This is a genomic window from Aeromicrobium sp. UC242_57 (genome assembly GCF_044452305.1).
Taxonomy (GTDB): Bacteria; Actinomycetota; Actinomycetes; order Propionibacteriales; family Nocardioidaceae; genus Aeromicrobium.
Genome location: NZ_JBIOAM010000003.1, coordinates 560203 through 576611, shown reverse-complemented (window position 1 = coordinate 576611; position 16409 = coordinate 560203). Strand labels below are relative to the sequence as shown.

At 67.3% G+C, this 16409-nt stretch carries 16 protein-coding genes and 7 pseudogenes; 1 reads left to right on the top strand and 22 read right to left on the bottom strand.

Going from position 1 to position 16409, the window contains the following annotated elements; translation table 11 throughout:
• Nucleotides 1–50 precede the first annotated feature (50 nt).
• The 21 genes and pseudogenes from ACHMWU_RS13430 to ACHMWU_RS13330 form a co-directional block, all read right to left on the bottom strand.
• Nucleotides 51–1106: pseudogene (locus ACHMWU_RS13430) on the bottom strand (DEAD/DEAH box helicase); the annotation flags it as partial.
• 100 nt (nucleotides 1107–1206) lie between these two features.
• Nucleotides 1207–2382 (bottom strand): winged helix-turn-helix domain-containing protein, encoded by a 1176-nt coding sequence (locus ACHMWU_RS13425; RefSeq protein ID WP_396046738.1) that lies wholly within the window; start codon nucleotides 2380–2382, stop codon nucleotides 1207–1209.
• Between the two features lie 46 nt (nucleotides 2383–2428).
• Nucleotides 2429–2593 carry a response regulator transcription factor gene (locus tag ACHMWU_RS13420; protein WP_396044400.1) on the bottom strand — a complete coding sequence of 55 codons (165 nt, stop codon included), beginning with the start codon at nucleotides 2591–2593 and terminating at the stop codon, nucleotides 2429–2431.
• Complete coding sequence (locus tag ACHMWU_RS13415) at nucleotides 2568–2909, bottom strand: response regulator transcription factor (protein WP_396044398.1); 342 nt, start codon at nucleotides 2907–2909, stop codon at nucleotides 2568–2570. The genes ACHMWU_RS13420 and ACHMWU_RS13415 overlap by 26 nt, the downstream gene beginning before the upstream one ends.
• A 226-nt stretch (nucleotides 2910–3135) precedes the next feature.
• On the bottom strand, nucleotides 3136–3657 hold the full coding sequence (gene hpf, locus ACHMWU_RS13410; protein WP_396046736.1) for a ribosome hibernation-promoting factor, HPF/YfiA family: 522 nt from the start codon (nucleotides 3655–3657) through the stop codon (nucleotides 3136–3138).
• A 208-nt stretch (nucleotides 3658–3865) separates the two neighbouring features.
• The gene (locus ACHMWU_RS13405) at nucleotides 3866–4564 is read right to left on the bottom strand and encodes a ComF family protein (RefSeq protein WP_396044396.1); all 699 of its coding nucleotides are present in this window, start codon (nucleotides 4562–4564) and stop codon (nucleotides 3866–3868) included.
• Nucleotides 4565–4622: 58 nt separating this feature from the next.
• Nucleotides 4623–6380, bottom strand: coding sequence for an LpqB family beta-propeller domain-containing protein (locus ACHMWU_RS13400; protein WP_396044394.1), 1758 nt, complete (start codon nucleotides 6378–6380; stop codon nucleotides 4623–4625).
• Nucleotides 6377–6628 carry an ATP-binding protein gene (locus ACHMWU_RS13395; protein ID WP_396044392.1) on the bottom strand — a complete coding sequence of 84 codons (252 nt, stop codon included), beginning with the start codon at nucleotides 6626–6628 and terminating at the stop codon, nucleotides 6377–6379. The genes ACHMWU_RS13400 and ACHMWU_RS13395 overlap by 4 nt, the downstream gene beginning before the upstream one ends.
• Nucleotides 6629–6647: 19 nt before the next feature.
• Nucleotides 6648–7019 carry a hypothetical protein gene (locus tag ACHMWU_RS13390; protein ID WP_396044390.1) on the bottom strand — a complete coding sequence of 124 codons (372 nt, stop codon included), beginning with the start codon at nucleotides 7017–7019 and terminating at the stop codon, nucleotides 6648–6650.
• A gap of 11 nt (nucleotides 7020–7030) precedes the next feature.
• Nucleotides 7031–7591 carry a HAMP domain-containing protein gene (locus ACHMWU_RS13385; RefSeq protein ID WP_396044388.1) on the bottom strand — a complete coding sequence of 187 codons (561 nt, stop codon included), beginning with the start codon at nucleotides 7589–7591 and terminating at the stop codon, nucleotides 7031–7033.
• Between the two features lie 323 nt (nucleotides 7592–7914).
• Nucleotides 7915–8614 (bottom strand): annotated as a pseudogene (gene mtrA / locus ACHMWU_RS13380) (MtrAB system response regulator MtrA).
• Between the two features lie 106 nt (nucleotides 8615–8720).
• Nucleotides 8721–10148 (bottom strand): adenosylhomocysteinase, encoded by a 1428-nt coding sequence (gene ahcY / locus ACHMWU_RS13375; RefSeq protein ID WP_396044386.1) that lies wholly within the window; start codon nucleotides 10146–10148, stop codon nucleotides 8721–8723.
• Nucleotides 10149–10216: 68 nt separating this feature from the next.
• On the bottom strand, nucleotides 10217–10702 hold the full coding sequence (locus tag ACHMWU_RS13370; protein ID WP_396044384.1) for a hypothetical protein: 486 nt from the start codon (nucleotides 10700–10702) through the stop codon (nucleotides 10217–10219).
• Between the two features lie 92 nt (nucleotides 10703–10794).
• Nucleotides 10795–11004 (bottom strand): hypothetical protein, encoded by a 210-nt coding sequence (locus ACHMWU_RS13365; RefSeq protein ID WP_396044382.1) that lies wholly within the window; start codon nucleotides 11002–11004, stop codon nucleotides 10795–10797.
• A 221-nt stretch (nucleotides 11005–11225) separates the two neighbouring features.
• Entirely contained in the window at nucleotides 11226–11393 is a 168-nt protein-coding gene (locus ACHMWU_RS13360; protein ID WP_396044380.1) for a Trm112 family protein, read from the bottom strand.
• Between the two features lie 123 nt (nucleotides 11394–11516).
• Nucleotides 11517–12732: pseudogene (locus tag ACHMWU_RS13355) on the bottom strand (IS30 family transposase).
• Nucleotides 12733–12824: 92 nt separating this feature from the next.
• Nucleotides 12825–13094: a hypothetical protein gene (locus ACHMWU_RS13350; protein ID WP_396046734.1), complete on the bottom strand. Its 270-nt coding sequence runs from the start codon at nucleotides 13092–13094 to the stop codon at nucleotides 12825–12827.
• Nucleotides 13095–13133: 39 nt separating this feature from the next.
• Nucleotides 13134–13277, bottom strand: a pseudogene (gene manB / locus ACHMWU_RS13345) (phosphomannomutase/phosphoglucomutase); the annotation flags it as partial.
• 199 nt (nucleotides 13278–13476) lie between these two features.
• Nucleotides 13477–13578: pseudogene (locus tag ACHMWU_RS13340) on the bottom strand (hypothetical protein); the annotation flags it as partial.
• A gap of 5 nt (nucleotides 13579–13583) precedes the next feature.
• Nucleotides 13584–14084: a hypothetical protein gene (locus tag ACHMWU_RS13335; RefSeq protein ID WP_396046732.1), complete on the bottom strand. Its 501-nt coding sequence runs from the start codon at nucleotides 14082–14084 to the stop codon at nucleotides 13584–13586.
• A gap of 114 nt (nucleotides 14085–14198) precedes the next feature.
• A pseudogene (locus ACHMWU_RS13330) lies at nucleotides 14199–14461 on the bottom strand (DUF3499 family protein).
• A 114-nt stretch (nucleotides 14462–14575) separates the two neighbouring features.
• Between ACHMWU_RS13330 and ACHMWU_RS13325 the strand changes: the two are divergent.
• A complete protein-coding gene (locus ACHMWU_RS13325; protein WP_396044377.1) occupies nucleotides 14576–15022 on the top strand; it encodes a metallopeptidase family protein in 447 nt (148 codons plus the stop codon).
• A 90-nt stretch (nucleotides 15023–15112) separates the two neighbouring features.
• Here the strand turns inward: ACHMWU_RS13325 and ACHMWU_RS13320 are convergent.
• A pseudogene (locus tag ACHMWU_RS13320) lies at nucleotides 15113–16137 on the bottom strand (DUF5719 family protein).
• Between the last annotated feature and the right edge of the window lie 272 nt (nucleotides 16138–16409).

The following is a 16409-nucleotide window of genomic DNA, read 5'->3' as shown; positions in this document are numbered from 1 at the left end:
GCTTCGGTCAGCGCGGTACCGGTCATGCCGCTGAGCGTGTCGTAGAGCCGGAAGTAGTTCTGCAGCGTGATCGTGGCGAGGGTCTGGTACTCCTCGCGGATGCGGACGCCCTCCTTGGCCTCGATCGCCTGGTGCAGGCCTTCGTTGTAGCGGCGACCGTCGAGGATACGACCGGTGTGCTCGTCGACGATGAGGACCTCGCCCTCCATGACGACATAGTCCTTGTCGTTCTTGAACAGCTCTTTGGCCTTGATCGCGTTGTTGAGGAAGCTGATCAGTGGCGTGTTGACGGCGTCGTAGAGATTGTCGATGCCGAGCTGGTCCTCGACCTTGTCGATGCCCTCTTCGGTCACCGAGATCGTGCGCTTCTTCTCGTCGACCTCGTAGTGCTCGTCGACCTTCATGGCACCGACGATCTTGGCGAACTCGCCGTACCACTTGACCTCGTCCTCGGTGGGGCCCGAGATGATCAGCGGGGTACGCGCCTCGTCGATCAGGATCGAGTCGACCTCGTCGACGACGGCGAAGTTGTGACCGCGCTGCACGCACTCGGCGATGTCGTCGGCCATGTTGTCGCGCAGGTAGTCGAAGCCCAGCTCGTTGTTGGTCGCGTACGTGATGTCGGCGGCGTAGGCCTCGCGGCGCTCGGCCGGGGTCATGTTGGGCATGATCATGCCGACGGTCAGGCCGAGGAAGTGGTGCACCCGTCCCATCCACTCGGCGTGGTACTTGGCCAGGTAGTCGTTGACGGTGACGACGTGGACGCCCTTGCCGCTCAATGCGTTGAGGTAGGCGGGCAACGTCGAGACGAGCGTCTTGCCCTCGCCGGTCTTCATCTCGGCGATGTTGCCGAGGTGCAGTGCCGCGCCGCCCATGATCTGGACGTCGAAGTGACGCTGGCCGAGCACACGCGATGCTGCCTCGCGCACCGTGGCGAACGCCTCGGGCATCAGACCGTCGAGCGTCTCGCCGTCGGCGAGCCGGCTGCGGAACTCCTCGGTCATGCCGCGGAGCTCTTCGTCGCTCATGCCGCGGAACTCGTCCTCGAGCGCGTTGACCTGCTTGGAGATGGCCTCCAGCTGCTTGAGGACCTTGCCTTCGCCCATGCGAAGAATCTTGTCGATGACCTTGGGCACGAAATGCACTCCTGAACGGGCGGGAACTACACGAGAACGATGAACTCGAACACAAAAACTGTGAGTGTGGTCAGTCTAGGCGACGGGCAAGGGCCACCGTGAGTTCCCCGCCAAGATCTCCCTTGGAAGGTGGGACAACCGTCCCAAGGCCGAGCCACCTGGCGAGCAGCAACAGCTCGTCGGCCAGCTCGTCGGCGGTGTGCTCGGGTGCGTGGGACTCGGCCCAGGCACCGTGCACCAGCAGTGCGCCGTTCTGGCGATCAGCCTTGAGGTCGACCCGCGCGACGAGCCGGTCTCCCAGCAGAAATGGCAGCACGTAGTAGCCGTGCACACGCTTGTGTGCGGGGACGTAGATCTCGATCCGGTACCGGAAGTCGAACAGCTGCTCGGCGCGCGTTCGTTCGAACACCAACGGGTCGAAGGGACTCAACAGGGCTCTCGCATCGACCTTGCGTGGTCTGACCGCGTCGCGATGCAGGAAGGCCGGACGTTTCCAGCCTGCGATCGTGGCCGGTACGAGCTCGCCGACCTCGACCAGCTCGGCGATCGCGGTCTTCGTCGACTCTGGGTCCATCCGGAAGTAGTCGCGCAGGCACTGGGCGGTGCCGACACCGAGCGCACGGGACGCGTGACCGACCAGGACCCGGTGCGCCTCGGACGAGGTCAGTGCCGGGGCTTCACGGTGCACCGCAGGGATGACTCGTTCGGGCAGGTCGTAGACCCGCTCGAACGCTCCGTTGCGACGCGCAGAGGTGACCTGGCCCTTGTAGAACAGGTACTCCAGCGCCTGCTTGACCTCGGACCAGTTCCAGCCCCAGTTGTCTTTCTCACGCGGCACGTCGTGCTCGATCTCCCGCGCGGTCAATGGCCCGTTGGCGCGCACCTCGTCGAGGACCCACAGCACGAACTCCGGCTTCTCCGCTGCGATCCGCGCCATGCCACCCCACATGCGGGCACCTGACTGCATCCGGAACTGGAATGCCTGCCAGAGCGCCACGTCGACGAGTGCCGCCTCGTGCGCCCAGTACTCGAACAACCGGCGCGGGGCACGTCCGGACGCCCGGTGCAGGAGCTCGACGTCATACGCGCCGAGCCGCGAGTACAACGGCATGTAGTGCGCCCGTTGCAGCACGTTGACCGAGTCGATCTGGAAGAAGCCGAGGCGTTCGATGACCCGTGCGACGTGACGGGCCGTGACCTCGCCGTCGACACCTGGCCGCGGTCGGGTGAAGCCTTGGGCAGCCAGGGCGATCCGCCGCGCCTGCAGGACGCTGGCTGGGCAGGCTGCTCGGTCACGGAACGTTGTCGACGAGCTTGCTGCGCACGGCGTACATGGCCGCCTCCATGCGCGACTTCATCTGCAGCTTCTCCAGGATGTTGCGGATGTGGTTCTTGACGGTGTTCTCGCTGATGAACAGCTCTTCGGCGATCTCACGGTTGCTCAGACCGCGGGCCACGTGCCGCAGCACCCCGAGCTCGCGCGGAGTCAGGTTGGTCGTCGGCGCCGGGCTCTTGGACATGTGCACGAACTCGTCGAGGAAGCTCGGTCGCCATGCTGGGGCTGATCAAGGACTGGCCCGACGAGACCAGGCGCACCGCTTCGGCGACCTGTTCGTACGTCGAGCCGTCCTTGAGCAGATATCCCGAGGCGCCGCTGCGAATCGACTCGTAGAGATCGGACTCGTCATCGCTGGCCGTGAGCATGATGATGCCCGTGGTCGGCGAGATCTCCTTGATCGCGGCACACACTTCCACACCGCTGCGGCCAGGCATCCGCACATCGAGCAGGACGATGTCGAAGGGATTCTCGGCGACCAGCCTCGAGCGCCTTGTCTCCGTCGTCGACCTCTTCGAGCCTCGAGGGTGTCGTCGGCGCCGAGAACCATCTTGACGCCTCGCCTGAACAGCTCTGATCGTCGACCAAGAGCACGCGGATGCTATCGCCCGAAGAAGTCACTCTGTGAGTCTCCCACGAAACGGTGTCGGAAGCGCGACAGGCTCACTCAGTCACGTCGAGGTGGATGACGCCGTAGTCATATCCCTTGCGCAGATACACGACGCTGGGCCTCATGGAGTCCTTCTCGAGGAACAGGTAGAAGTCGTGGCCGACGAGCTCCATCTCGTACATCGCCTGGTCGAGCGTCATGGGCGTGGCTTCATGGGTCTTCTCACGGACGACGAGGGGGCAGTCGCCCTCGACCTCGATCGGACCGGCCTTGCTGACCGGGACGTCGTCGCCGGGAGCATCGAGGATCGCGTCGTCTGGCGGGACGACCGCTGTGGCCTGGGCAACAGATCGTGGCGTCTTCTCGCCATGGTGGATGCGGCGGCGATCGACGGCGCGACGCAGGCGCGACTCCAGCTTGTCGATCGCGGAGTCGAGCGCGGAGTGCTGATCGGTCGAGGTGGCCTCGGCCCGGACCGCCGGCCCACGCGAGCGCAGGGTCATCTCGACCTTGGCGGCGGTGTCGTGCTGGCGGGGATTCTTCTCGTGCGTGACTTCGACTTCGACGCGAGTGATCTTCTGCCGAGCGTCGTACTTCTCGAGGCGGAGGCAGCTTCCTCGACCCGACCCCGAAAGGTCTCAGGATCTCGCTGTTGCGACCGTTGACGACAATTTCCATGGGAACTCCCTTGTCTCGGTATCACGCCTGACTGCAGCGCATGTCTCATGCCATACCTAGGACGTTAGACCGCTCAGATGCGAATCACCAGTGCAGGAAGCAAGTTCATGGCAGACCCTTGGAATGCCGGGGCGTGGTCGCGACGACAGCGGCGCCGATCGGGCGATGGCCGGTCGCGGTGAGCGCGCGAGCGGCCTCTGCAAGGGTCGATCCAGTCGTCAGGATGTCGTCGACCACCACGATGTCGCGCCCTCCCAGGTCGACCCGCGGAAGCACCCGGAACGCTCCTGCCACGTTGACCTGCCGGGCCGCTGCGCCGAGCCCGGCCTGGTCCCGGGTGACCCGCTGGAAGGTCAGCGCAGACGTGCTGACGACGTCGACGCCAGTGGTGCGGAGCAGCTTCGCGGCCGAGCTCGCCAGGTCGGCGACCAGGTCGCTGCCTCGTTGCCGCCTGCCGCGCCGGGAGGTCGGTACCGGCACCAAGACCAACCCTCGGCCCGGTCGCGCCTGTGCGACGACTGCCGCTGCCAGGTGGTGGTCGAGCACACTGGTCAGTCGGCTGACCCCGTTCTCCTTCCAGGCCACGACGACCTTTTGGAGGACGCCGGCGTTGATGCCCGCTGCGACCGCGAGGAGCGGTGGCGGCTGTCGGGTGTCGCCCGACGGCGGATCGGGCCAGACCTCGACAGGATCGGGTCTCATCGCGATCCCGCACCGACGGCACAGCATCAGCGCAGGGCGACGGCACCCTGCACACTGGGCTCCCAGCAGCAGATCGGCCAAGGGCAGGACGAGGTCTCGCACGACCCCAGCCTCGGCGCCGTGGCCGCCTGCCGCGAGGGCTGCGGCGCCGGCTGTGGACTCAGCCGCCGTACGTCAGTCCTGTGACCTTCGACGTCTTGACGAGCTGCCAGACCCCTCCGGTCGGCAAGAACCACAGCTGGCCAGCGCGGTCGGTCGCATACTGGTCGGTCCGGTCGCCGGGCCCCATCACCAGGTTGTCGATGCCGGTGTCGGGGAGCACAGCCGCGCTGCGGTCGATCCCTACCGTCGTCGCAGAGCCGTCGATCGCGACGTGGTGCACCTGCACGCCGGACTGGCTGTCGGCGAGCAGGCCCAGCTCGGTGCTGGAGGACCACGAGATGGCCCGTGGCTGCCCAGCAGGAGTGAAGACCTGGCCGGAGGGGCCGAGACCCAGGAGCCTGTCCTTGGCGTCGCGCAGCACCGTGCCGACTCGCACCTCGCGGTCCTGCCCGCGTCTGGTCTCGACGGCGTACCGGGTGCCGTCAGGCGACAACGCGAACCGTCGGACGTCACGTGCTGCGAGCCGGCCCACGTCGATCGACCTCAGCCGATCGCCGTCGCGGACCCGGATCCGCGTCTGGGAGCCTGCCGTGTCGACGAGCCAGAGCAGTCCGTCGCTGTCCCACTGCGGGGTGAGGAAGTCGCTGCCTGTGACGATGTTGGCGTCGCTGCCATCGGGCTGGGTGACTCGCACCTCGCTGCGACCGGGAAGCACGCCGGCAACTCCGTCGGACGACACGGCGGCGACCACGGCGCCCCGCGCGTTCTTGCCCCAGCTTCCCTTGACCGGGGTCACCTCGCCGCCGTCGATCGTGACGACGCGATCGTCGACCACCGCGTGGGCCCGGCCACGGGAGATGCTCGGGCCGAAACCGCCCCACGAGCTGATCGGCTGGTTCTCGAGACGACCACCCAGCAGCGTGCTCGTGTCGCCGATGATCTGGACCGACTCGATGGTGGGCACCTGCCGCAGCGTCCAGACGATCTGCGCCGACATGCGGTCACGCGCGTTCTCGGCCATGTCGCTCAGGTCGGAGGTGAACTCGACCTCGGCGACCCCGTCGCGCGAGATCGTGACGGCGGGCCGCAGCACGTCGAGCGGAGGCACGTACGTGCGGCTCGCGGCCTCCAGCGACTTCGGCTGCCCCCTGACCAGGCTCGTGATCAGGCTGGTCGCGAGCTGGTCGCCCACGACGATGTGCACCGGATCGGGCACGAGTCGGCGGCCAGGTCGATCGAAGAAGTACAGGTTGAAGGGGCGCAGGTAGTCGCTGAAGAACTTCGCGTTGACCATGAGCCCGTCGGGCGGGTCGACGATGCGCCACTGTCCTTCGGCGCGCTGCAGCGTGAAGGTGACGGCGGCGCCATCGCCGCGATGCGTGTAGTGCCCCTGCCCGTCGAGCTCGGCGTCGAGCACGTAGCTGAGCCTCACGTCGACACCGGCCGACCCACGCGCCTGAGGATCTTCGAGTCCCTTCGACGACGGCACCCGGCCGTCGACCTTGGGCTTGGAGTAGATCCTCATCCCCGACGCCGGATTCCAGCCGTCGGCCGACTTGGGAGTCAGGAAGGCGGCCGCCGTACGAGTCGCCGTCGGATAGGCCAGCATCGCATCGAGGAAGCCGCGAACGATCTGCTCAGGTGTCCCGTTCTCGATCGGGCCGGCCGGTGAGTAGCGGACGGTGCTCTCCCCCAGCCCGGTGTCGTCAGCGACCTTCGTGACCGGCCCCGAGGACGGGATGCCAGCGCACGCCGACACCGCCACGACAACCAGCACGGCCAGCGTGCCCAGCCTGCGTGTCGTGCGCGTCCTCATGCGTGCACCGACCTGAGCGCCGGGGTCTTGGCCGAGCCGTCGGGCTTGGGGATCGTGAGGATGAACTCGCTGCCGCGCCCCGGACGTCCCCACGCCTCCAGCGTGCCTCCGTGCAGCGCGGCGTCCTCGCGCGAGATCGGCAGGCCCAGGCCTGTGCCGCCCTGGGTTCTCGCCGGATCGGCCCGCCAGAACCGGTCGAACACGCGGATGTTCTCGTCGCCGGACAGTCCGACGCCGAAGTCGCGCACCGCGAACGAGACACACTCGTCATTTTGGCGCCACTTCGATCTCGATGACATCTGACTGGCTGTACTTGGTGGCATTCGTCAGCAGGTTGCGCACGATGCGGTCGATGCGCCGGATGTCGGCTTCGACGACGGCCGGGGTGTCGACCCCGATCAGTCGCACCTCGATGCCCTTGCGGGCGACGCCGGGATCTTCTGCGGCTTCGACGGCGATGCGCGACAGGTCGACCGTCCCGAGCTCGAGCTGCGCGGCGCCGGCGTCGAACCGGCTCAGGTCGAGCAGATCGGAGAGCAATGACTCGAACCGGTCCAGCTCGCCCTTCAGCAGCTCGGCCGAGCGGGCGGTGTGCGGGTCGAAGCGGTCGCGGGAGTCGTACAGCACCTCGCTGGCCATCTGGACGGTCGTCAGCGGTGTCCGCGGCCGTGCGACACGTCGGAGACGAAGCGCTGCTGCAGCCGGGACAGGTTCTCCAACCGCCTGATCTGGCTCTGGAGACTGGCGGCCATCTGGTTGAAGGAGTTGCTCAGTCGGGCGATGTCGTCCTCGCCGCTGACGTGCATGCGTTGCTCGAGGTGGCCGCTGGCGTAGCGCTCGGCGATACGTCGCGCCATCCGGACCGGGTCGAGCACCTGACGCGACACGAGCCAGGCCACCGCCGCGACCATCAGCACCATCGCGATGCCGCCGAGCAGCAGCGCCCGACGCACCAGGCTCAGCGTCTCCTGCTGGTCCTGCATCGAGAACAGGTAGAACAACGCATACGTGTCGCCGCTGCCCGGCACGCGCAGCTGGCTGCCGACGACGACGGCCGGCTCGACCTTGGACGATCCGAGCAGCGAGAGGTCGGAGTACCGCCAGTAGGTGCCCGGGGCGGAGCGCACCGCCTCGGCGAGGTCGTCGGGCAACGAGCCGGGCTCGATCGCAGCCGACGAACGGATCGGGACCTGTCCGTCGGCGGTCAGCAACGGACCTTCGAGGACGAGCTCGTAGGTGCGGGTGGCTCCCCCGGGACCGGGTCAACGAGTCGACCATCTGCGTGAGGGTCTGCGACTGCGTCGACGGCTCGGTCTCGACCGATGCGTCGAGCTGCGTCTGGGCGTAGTCGAATCCGGAACGCGCCTCGGAGACCGCCGCGATACGCCGGTCGTCGGCCAGACCGCTGGCGACGTCGCTGAGCAGGGCCCAGCCGGTCAGCGCAATGACGAGCGAGCTCAGCACGATCGTGCTCGTCACCACCCGGACCTGGATGGAGCGGCGCCAGAACTGCGCGAGGCCGCGCATCAGCGACTCATGCGGGTGGCGAGATCGCCTGATATCCGACGCCGCGCACGGTGCGGATGATCTCGGGATCCTCGGCGTCGTCCTCGATCTTGGAGCGCAGTCGGGTCATGTGGACGTTGACGAGCTTGGTGTCGCCCGGGTGGTGGTAGCCCCAGACCTTCTCGAGCAGCGTCTCGCGGGAGAACACCTGCGAGGGATCGCTCAGCAGGCAGGCCAGCAGGTCGAACTCGAGCGGGGTCAGCTCGAGCGGCACGCCCTTGCGGGTCACGGTGTGACCGGCGGGGTCAAGCACGATGTCGCCGAAGACCAGCATCTCCTCGAGCTGGTCGGAGCGACGCAGCCGGGCACGCACCCGCGCCGACGAGCTCGGTGTTCTTGAACGGCTTGGTGATGTAGTCGTCGGCGCCGGCCTCGAGCCCGGCCACGACGTCGGGGGTGTCTGACTTCGCCGTCAGCATGATGATCGGCACGGACGACCGTTCGCGGATCAACCGGCACACGTTCATGCCGTCGATGCCCGGCAGCATCAGGTCGAGCAGGACCACATCGGGCTTGAAGTGGGCCATGGTCGCCAGGACGCGTTCGCCTGACCGGCACACGGCCGTGGTGAGACCCTCACCCTCCAGCACGATCGTCAGCATCTCGGCGAGCGAGGCGTCGTCGTCGACGACGAGCACGCGGTCTCGTCGGGTTCGTCGATAGCTCATGCCGGTACTCCTGGTCGTCGAACGCCTTCCGTCGGCCACCTCAGCGATGTGCTGCTGCTGGGGTGGCCGACGGTCGGCGTGGTGATCATGCGGGGGCGGGTCGGGATCAGTAGCGGTAGTGATCCGACTTGTAGGGCCCCGCGACGTCGACGCCCAGGTAGGCGGCCTGTTCCTTGCTCAGCTGGGTCAGCTCGACACCGAGGGCGTCGAGGTGCAGGCGGGCGACCTCTTCGTCGAGGTGCTTGGGCAGGACGTGGACGCCCAGCTCGTACTGGCTGGCCTTGCTGTAGAGCTCGATCTGCGCCAGCACCTGGTTGGTGAACGAGTTCGACATCACGAACGAGGGGTGACCCGTCGCGTTGCCGAGGTTGAGCAGACGTCCTTCGGACAGCACGATGATCTTCTTGCCGTCAGGGAAGATCCACTGGTGGACCTGGGGCTTGATCTCGTCCTTGACGATGCCCTCGATCTTGGCCAGACCGGCCATGTTGATCTCGTTGTCGAAGTGGCCGATGTTGCCGACGATCGCCTGGTGCTTCATCTTCTCGAAGTGCTCGACCCGGATGATGTCGAAGTTGCCGGTGGTCGTGATGAAGATGTCGGCGTACTCGACGACCGACTCGAGGCGCTTGACCTCGTACCCGTCCATCGCTGCCTGCAGTGCGCAGATCGGGTCGATCTCGGTGACGATGACACGGGCGCCCTGGCCGCGGAGCGACTCTGCCGAGCCCTTGCCGACGTCGCCGTAGCCACACACGACGGCGACCTTGCCGCCGATCATGACGTCGGTGGCGCGGTTGATGCCGTCGATCAGCGAGTGGCGGCAGCCGTACTTGTTGTCGAACTTGCTCTTGGTGACCGAGTCGTTGACGTTGATCGCCGGGAACAGCAGCGTGCCTTCGCGGAAACGGTCGTACAGGCGCAGGACACCGGTGGTGGTCTCTTCGGAGACGCCCTGGATGTCCTTGGCGATGTTAGTCCAGTGCTGCGGCTTGTTGGCGACCGAACGGGCCAGGACACGCAGCACCTCCTTGAACTCTTCGTTGTCGGTGCTGTCCTGCGACGGGACGACGCCGGTCTTCTCGTACTCGACGCCCAGGTGCAGCAGCATCGTGATGTCTCCACCGTCGTCGAGCAGGACGTTGGGTCCGCCTTCGGCGAAGTCGAAGACCTTCTCGGCCTCGTCCCAGTACTCGGCCAGGGACTCGCCCTTCCAGGCGAAGACGGGGGTGCCCTGGGGGTTCTCGGGGGTGCCGTCACGGCCCACCACGACGGCAGCGGCAGCGTGGTCCTGGGTCGAGAAGATGTTGCAGGTCGCCCAGCGGACGTCGGCGCCGAGCGCGGTGAGCGTCTCGATCAGCACGGCGGTCTGGATCGTCATGTGAAGCGATCCTGCGATACGTGCTCCAGCGAGCGGCTGGCTCGCTCCGAAGCGCTCGCGCATGGCCATCAGGCCCGGCATTTCGTGCTCGGCGAGGTCGATCTCCTTGCGACCGTACTCGGCGAGCGAGAGGTCTGCGACGTTGTAATCCATGCCTGCCAGCCTACCGGCGAGCGACAATATTTACCTCATCGACTCGTCGTGCCCACCCGTGTGCGGAATCAGTGCGCCGAGAAGACTGAGAGCATCGCGGTGATGTGCTCCCAGCGAATGGCCGAGTCTGGGTCGAGGCTGCGATCGCAGGCTGACATGACGACCAGGACACAGCGCCCCCACACGTCGTGCTGCTCGATGAACGCCGGCCCGTGCAGCGGACGCACGATCCAGGCCGGGCCGAGCATCTGGTGATCGATGGCGACGGTGCAGCCACCGATCGACAGGCTCGCGCCCCAGACGCAGCTGCCGCATCGTGTCGATCCGTCCACTGCGCAGATGCGCAAGCCCCGGCACCGGCGTGACGACGGTGATCGGCACGCCGTCTTGGCCGAGGTGGAACAGCATGTGCACCACCTCATCGGCAGGCACCCGGGAGACGGTGTCGCGGCCGAGCCCGGAGAGCACAGCGCCACGGCTGTGGCGTGCGTCGGAGATGATCTCGTCGACATGGTCGTCACCGCTGCCTTCGGCCAGTCGAATGCGATCAGCACCCGTCGTCCTGGCCTTGCGGGTCTCAGACGCGGCCTCACCAGGCGTCCAGCTTCGCCCACCCAGCACCATCAGCGACTTCAGCGTGACCTGGTCATCGGAGGAGGCTGACGTATCCGCGGTGCAGCAGCCGGTCGTGGGCGTCGACCAGCTGGACGGCAGCAGGGTCTCGCGGCTCGTCGGACTCACTTGCGACGACCCGGGCCAATGCTGAGCGGTCGAGTCGCAGATTGACCCGGTGCGGGTCGAGAATCACCGGCTCTGTGGTGAGCGAGGGCGGGGCATAGCCGCGAGTCTCCGTCATCGATACTGCCGAGTTCACCCGTCATCGCGATCGGTGAGTCGAACATGGGCAGCCACGACATCAGGTCTGCCGGAGTGGCCTCCACCGCCACACCGGCCGCCGCAACGCGCGAGAACGGGGGGCTTGGCTCAGTCATGGGCTCTCATCGCGACGCATCCTTTTGGGTCGACAGATCGTCGACCCAAAGGTTAGCCTACCCTAATTTACATCCGGCTGAAGGTTCAGCGCAGCGCGCGTGCCTCGTCGACGAGCATCACAGGAATGTCGCGACGCACGGGTAGGCCAGCGCACAGGTGTCGCACCAGCTCGCTGGCGTCGTCGTCGACGAACAACGTGGCACGACACTGAGGACACACGAGGATCTCGAGCAGAGCCGGGTCAAGGTTCATGGCTCCACCCTAGTACGCGGGCTCGCCGGCCACGGTCGCGAGCGGTGCATGCCAGCCCCCGAGCGGTGCGCCTTGGACAGGCTCGCCGTGGCAAAGTCAATGGGTGGTGGCAACGGGTTGGTTTCACGCGGCCTCTTTGAGGAGCGTGTTCAGCGCTTGGGCTGGGGTCTTGAGGTTCAGCGTCGGGCGGGGACGGCGGTTCAGGGTCGCTGCGACGCGGGCGAGGTCCTCAGCGCTATGGACGGACAGGTCGCTTCCCTTCTCGAACCAGAACCGCAGCAGACGGTTGGTGTTCTCGTTCGTGCCGCGCTGCCAGGGCGAGTGCGGGTCACAGAAGAACAACTTCGTGTCCAACGCGGCTGGATGTCTTCATAGGCCGCGCGCTCGGACCCGCGGTCCCAGGTGATCGACTGCCGCAAGTGTTTGGGCAGGTCACGCATCGCGTCGATCATCGCCGCCGCGACGGTCTGCGAGTCATGGCGATCTGGCAGGTGCAGCAAGATCGTGAACCGGGTTGTGCGCTCGACCAACGTCCCGATCGCGGACTTCGAAGCCGGTCCAACGATCAGGTCACCTTCCCAATGACCCGGAACAGCACGGTCGTCGACCTCAGCGGGCCGGTCGCTGATCGTGAAGGCCTCCTTGTAGGGACTGCTGGCCTTGCGATCACGGGTCTGTGGTCGCCGGTTCGCGCGTTTCAGGCTGAGGTTGCGGTGCAGGTCAGCGCGCAGCTCGCCACGGGTCTGGACGTAGAGGGCCTGATAGATCGTCTCGTGGGACACCCTCCAAGTGTGATCGTCACCGAACGTCTTCGTGAGCATCCCGGCGATCAAGCCCGGCGACCAGCCCTCGTCCATCGCGGCCTCGATGAACCGGCACAACGGCCCGTTCGTAGCGGCTTGAAGGCCTTGGGCCGGCGCCGCAGCTCGGCTGCCAACCGGTGAGCGACCGACGCGTAATAGACCCCGTCCGGGCTCGACGACCGGTTGACCTCACGCCAGACCACCGACTTGTCCCGGCCGATGAAGATCCCGATCTGCGCGTACGACATCTGCAAACACCGACCGGCCTGAATCAACGACCTATCCATCATCGACAACGATCGACGGCAAGACGATGAGGACTTTCCTGGCAATGACGGTGGGATCGGGGCCACCAGACCGCCGCCATCTTTGCGACCGACAACGAGAGCAAGTTCCATCCGCCCAGACTGGCGCCACCAACGCGTCGCGGATCCAACCGACGCGCCGACACTCTGAGCCGCCGCCAGCAGCGACATCCCGCCACACACCGAATCAACGAAACGCTCACGCGTCCCAGGTTCGAACAACTTCACCATGACAACACTCCAATTCAACAAGCGTTGTCACGACCATATGAATCTGCCCGTCTCGGTACGTCCATTCCGCACCACTCGCGGTCAAGGCGGGGCTAGGGGCGGGCGCGGATGACCGCGAGCACCTTGTCGCGCACGTCGGCCATCGTGGCCTCGTCGTCGCCTTCGACGTTGAGGCGCAGGAGCGGCTCGGTGTTGGAGGCGCGGACGTTGAACCACCAGGTGTCGCCGGTGATCGTCAGACCGTCCATGCTGTCCTGGGGCAGGTCGGCGTAGGCCTGCGCCAGCTTGGCCAGCACCGCCTGGGCGTCGTCGACGGTGCTGTTGATCTCGCCCGACGAAACGTAGCGCTCGTACTGGGCCATGAGCTTACAGACCGTGCCGGACGTCTCGGCGAGGGCGGCCATGACGTGCAACGCCGCGATCATGCCGGAGTCGGCCAGGAAGAAGTCCTTGAAGTAGAAGTGCCCCGAGTGCTCGCCACCGAACAGCGCGCCCGTGCGGGCCATCTCGGCCTTGATCAGCGAGTGACCGACCGGCGTACGCACCGCGGTGCCGCCGTTCTCGGTGATGATCTCGGGCACGGGCCTTCGACGTGATGACGTTGTGCAGGATCGTGGCGCCGGGGTTGGCCAGCAGCGCCCGGTGCGCGATGAGAGCGGTGATCGCGCTGGGCGAGACGACTTGGCCGAGCTCGTCGACAACGAAGCAGCGGTCGGCGTCGCCGTCGAAAGCCAGGCCGATGTCGGCACCGGTCTGGCGCACCTTGGCCTGCAGGTCGACCAGGGTCGTGTGGTCGAGCGGGTTGGCGTCGTGGTTCGGGAAGGTTCCGTCGAGCTCGAAGTACATCGGCGTCAGGTCGACGTCCAGGTCGGCGAACACCGAGGGCACCGTGTGGCCGGCGCATGCCGTTGCCAGCGTCGGCGACGACCTTGAGGCGTCGCCCGGCCGGTACCGGCACGATCTGGTGGAGGTACTCGGCATAGCGGCTGAGCGCGTCCTGCTGCTCGATCGAACCGGTCGGCTCGGGCAGCTCGGTGCGGGTCAGCAGCGGTAGCCACCTCGGCCATCTTCGACAAGCCCGTGTCGTAGCCGATCGGCTTGGCGCCGGCGCGGCACAGCTTGATGCCGTTGTACTCGGCCGGGTTGTGGCTCGCGGTGATCATGGCACCCGGCAGGTCGAGGTCGCCCGAGGCGAAGTAGAGCAGATCGGTCGAGGCCAGGCCGATGCTGATGACGTTGCCGCCACGTGCGCGGACGCCGTCGGCGAACGCCTCGACCAGCAACGGCGAGGTGTCACGCATGTCGTGGCCGATGACGGCAGTGCCGCCGCCTGCGACGCTGTCGCCGTCGATCTGGGTCTCGAGGGCGAATGCCTCCCCCAGCGCGCGGGTCAGGGCAGGGTCGAGCTTCGGGCGAGCGGCCGCGTACGTCGTACGCCTTGACCACCAGCCCCAGACGGGGGTCGATCACGAATCGGGCCTCACGAGTCGAAGGGAAGGCGGGCCGTCAGGCTCGGGTGCCGGCGGGCGCCCTGCCTCACGTACCGCGTCGGCGAGGGCCAGCAGGTCGTCGTGCGACGGCCTGTCGGCCTCGGGGTCGGGGCAAGCCGCAGCACGTTCCAGCCCTGCGGGGCGGACGTCCGCTGGGCGTGCACAGCACACAGGTCATACGTGTGCGGCTCGGCGTAGGTCGCCAACGGACCCAGCACCGCCGTCTGGTCGGCGTACACATAGGTCAGTGTCGCCACTGCTGCCTGGGAGCACGCCGATCGCGTGCAGCGTCGAACTGTTGCCACGTGGCGAGGCTATCGGGGTGGTGGTGGCACACGCGTTAGGCTCACCGCATGGATCACCTCGGCGGCATCGTGACCGGCCCGCGACCCGGCCGGATGCGCGATCGGCGCGGCCGCGGCCCCCGCGGCCCGATGGCCCTTCCAGGCCCACTGTCCCCGCGCAGCGTCCCCGCGCACCGTTCACCGCGCGAGTCGTTCGATCTGCTCGTCACCGACATCTTGGCGGCGCTCGAGCCGCACTTCTCGATCGAGCCCGACCACGTCGAGATCGTCGTGGAAGAAGCACCGCTGCTGCCGCCCGAGTGGACCGACGAGGTGCCGCTATCGATCGTGGCCGCCACCCCCGAGCTGACCCGCATCGTGCTGTTCCGCATCCCGATCAGTCAGCGCTGCCCCACCCGCGAGGACGTCGAAGACCTCGTCTGGTCGGTCGCGCTCGACCGGCTCGCCGAGGTCTGGCACATGTCGCCGGACGACCTGGATCCGCGGCCTCGGTGAGAGCGGGTCCCCCCAGTTCAGGATGTCGGCGGTTTCACGTCGATGGAGGGCCCTGTTCGACCCAAAACCGCCGATATCCGGGGTGGCGCGTCAGCTGGCGGGGCGAACCTGTGGGGCCTTGGCCGCGAGCGGTGCGCCGTGGAGCGCCAGCGAAGCGATCTTGTCCTTGTCGGTGTAGGTCGCTGCGGCGATGACGTCGCCGTTGGGACGCAGGACGAGATAGGCCGCCGCCTTGTCCGGGGGCGTGAAGCCTCGGGTCGTGCCAGCGCCGATCGTGACGGAGGTCGACTTCAACGGCTTCATCGCAGCGTCGAAGGCCTGCACCTCGACCGTGGCGCGCTTGCCCGGCGCCGTCAGGATCAGCCGTGGCATGCCACCGGCGGCACCGAGGTCGACCGGCACGACCGTCGGCCCCGACAGCACCGGCGTCGACTCGGCGTAGGCGTAGTCCTTGGTGGTGGGGGCCATCCGCACCGTCGCCGAGACCGGCTGGTCGGACGTGATCCGCAGCGCCTGCTCGTCGGCGCCAGCCGACTTCGGCACCGTCACGGCCTGCACGGTCCCGGCCTTGACCTGGATGTCGTCCAGACCGGTCGGGCTCACGGTGCCCTCGCGGCCCACCACGTCGACCTTGACCCGTGCAGTCGAGCCGCCGGGGTTGAGCACCAGGAGCGTGCGCCCCGATGTGCCGGCGACGACGCCTCCGACGACCTGGTCGCGGCTGGGCTCCTGCGTGGCCGAGACCGGCTCGGTGCCCTGGAAGACTGCCGTCGAGGTGTCGTTCGCCACGGCCGACAACGAGCCCTGCCGGCGGTGCACCTTGACCGCGAGCCAGACTCCCCCGCCGCCAGGTCGTCGAGCCGGATGCGTGCGACCGACTGCGGCTCGATGACGATGCCCTCGTTGCCGAAGGCCTCGATCTTGCCCTTCGGACCCCACAGGGTCACGTCAGCGGCGGCCGTGGAGTCGCCCAGGTTGGTCAGGATCAACGTCGAGAAGTGCTTGCCGCCGGAGCCGAGGCCGAGGAACCAGGCGTCATCGACGATGCCGGGGCACTCGCCGACGACGAGGCCGCCGCCACCGGCTGCCGGTGCAGTCCCAGAGAAGTAGCCCACTGCTCCCGACGAGGTGCCCCGCTGCTCGACGATGACCCCCGACCCCTTGACGACCGACTGCTGCCACAGCGCAGGATCACCCAGCGCCGGATCGACGGTCTTGTCAGGCAGCGCAGTCGCCGTGCGCGCGGCACCGGCCGCGACCTGACCCGACGCGACCGTGATGCTCGAGCCGGCTGGACACGCATAGGTCGACTGGCTGACGGGGACGCTGCCCGCCGCGCGGGGCGTCTCCGCGTCGATGTCGACAGCCTGCCAGCAGGACCAGCACG

Coding starts and splice junctions, on each gene's coding strand:
- ACHMWU_RS13415 (WP_396044398.1), bottom strand. CDS start 2,909: ATGCCTGGCCGCAGCGGTGTGGAAGTGTGTGCCGCGATCAAGGAGATC.
- ACHMWU_RS13400 (WP_396044394.1), bottom strand. CDS start 6,380: ATGAGGACGCGCACGACACGCAGGCTGGGCACGCTGGCCGTGCTGGTT.
- ACHMWU_RS13390 (WP_396044390.1), bottom strand. CDS start 7,019: ATGGCCAGCGAGGTGCTGTACGACTCCCGCGACCGCTTCGACCCGCAC.
- ahcY (WP_396044386.1), bottom strand. CDS start 10,148: ATGGATTACAACGTCGCAGACCTCTCGCTCGCCGAGTACGGTCGCAAG.
- ACHMWU_RS13365 (WP_396044382.1), bottom strand. CDS start 11,004: ATGACGGAGACTCGCGGCTATGCCCCGCCCTCGCTCACCACAGAGCCG.
- ACHMWU_RS13360 (WP_396044380.1), bottom strand. CDS start 11,393: ATGAACCTTGACCCGGCTCTGCTCGAGATCCTCGTGTGTCCTCAGTGT.
- ACHMWU_RS13350 (WP_396046734.1), bottom strand. CDS start 13,094: ATGGCCCAGTACGAGCGCTACGTTTCGTCGGGCGAGATCAACAGCACC.
- ACHMWU_RS13325 (WP_396044377.1), top strand. CDS start 14,576: ATGGATCACCTCGGCGGCATCGTGACCGGCCCGCGACCCGGCCGGATG.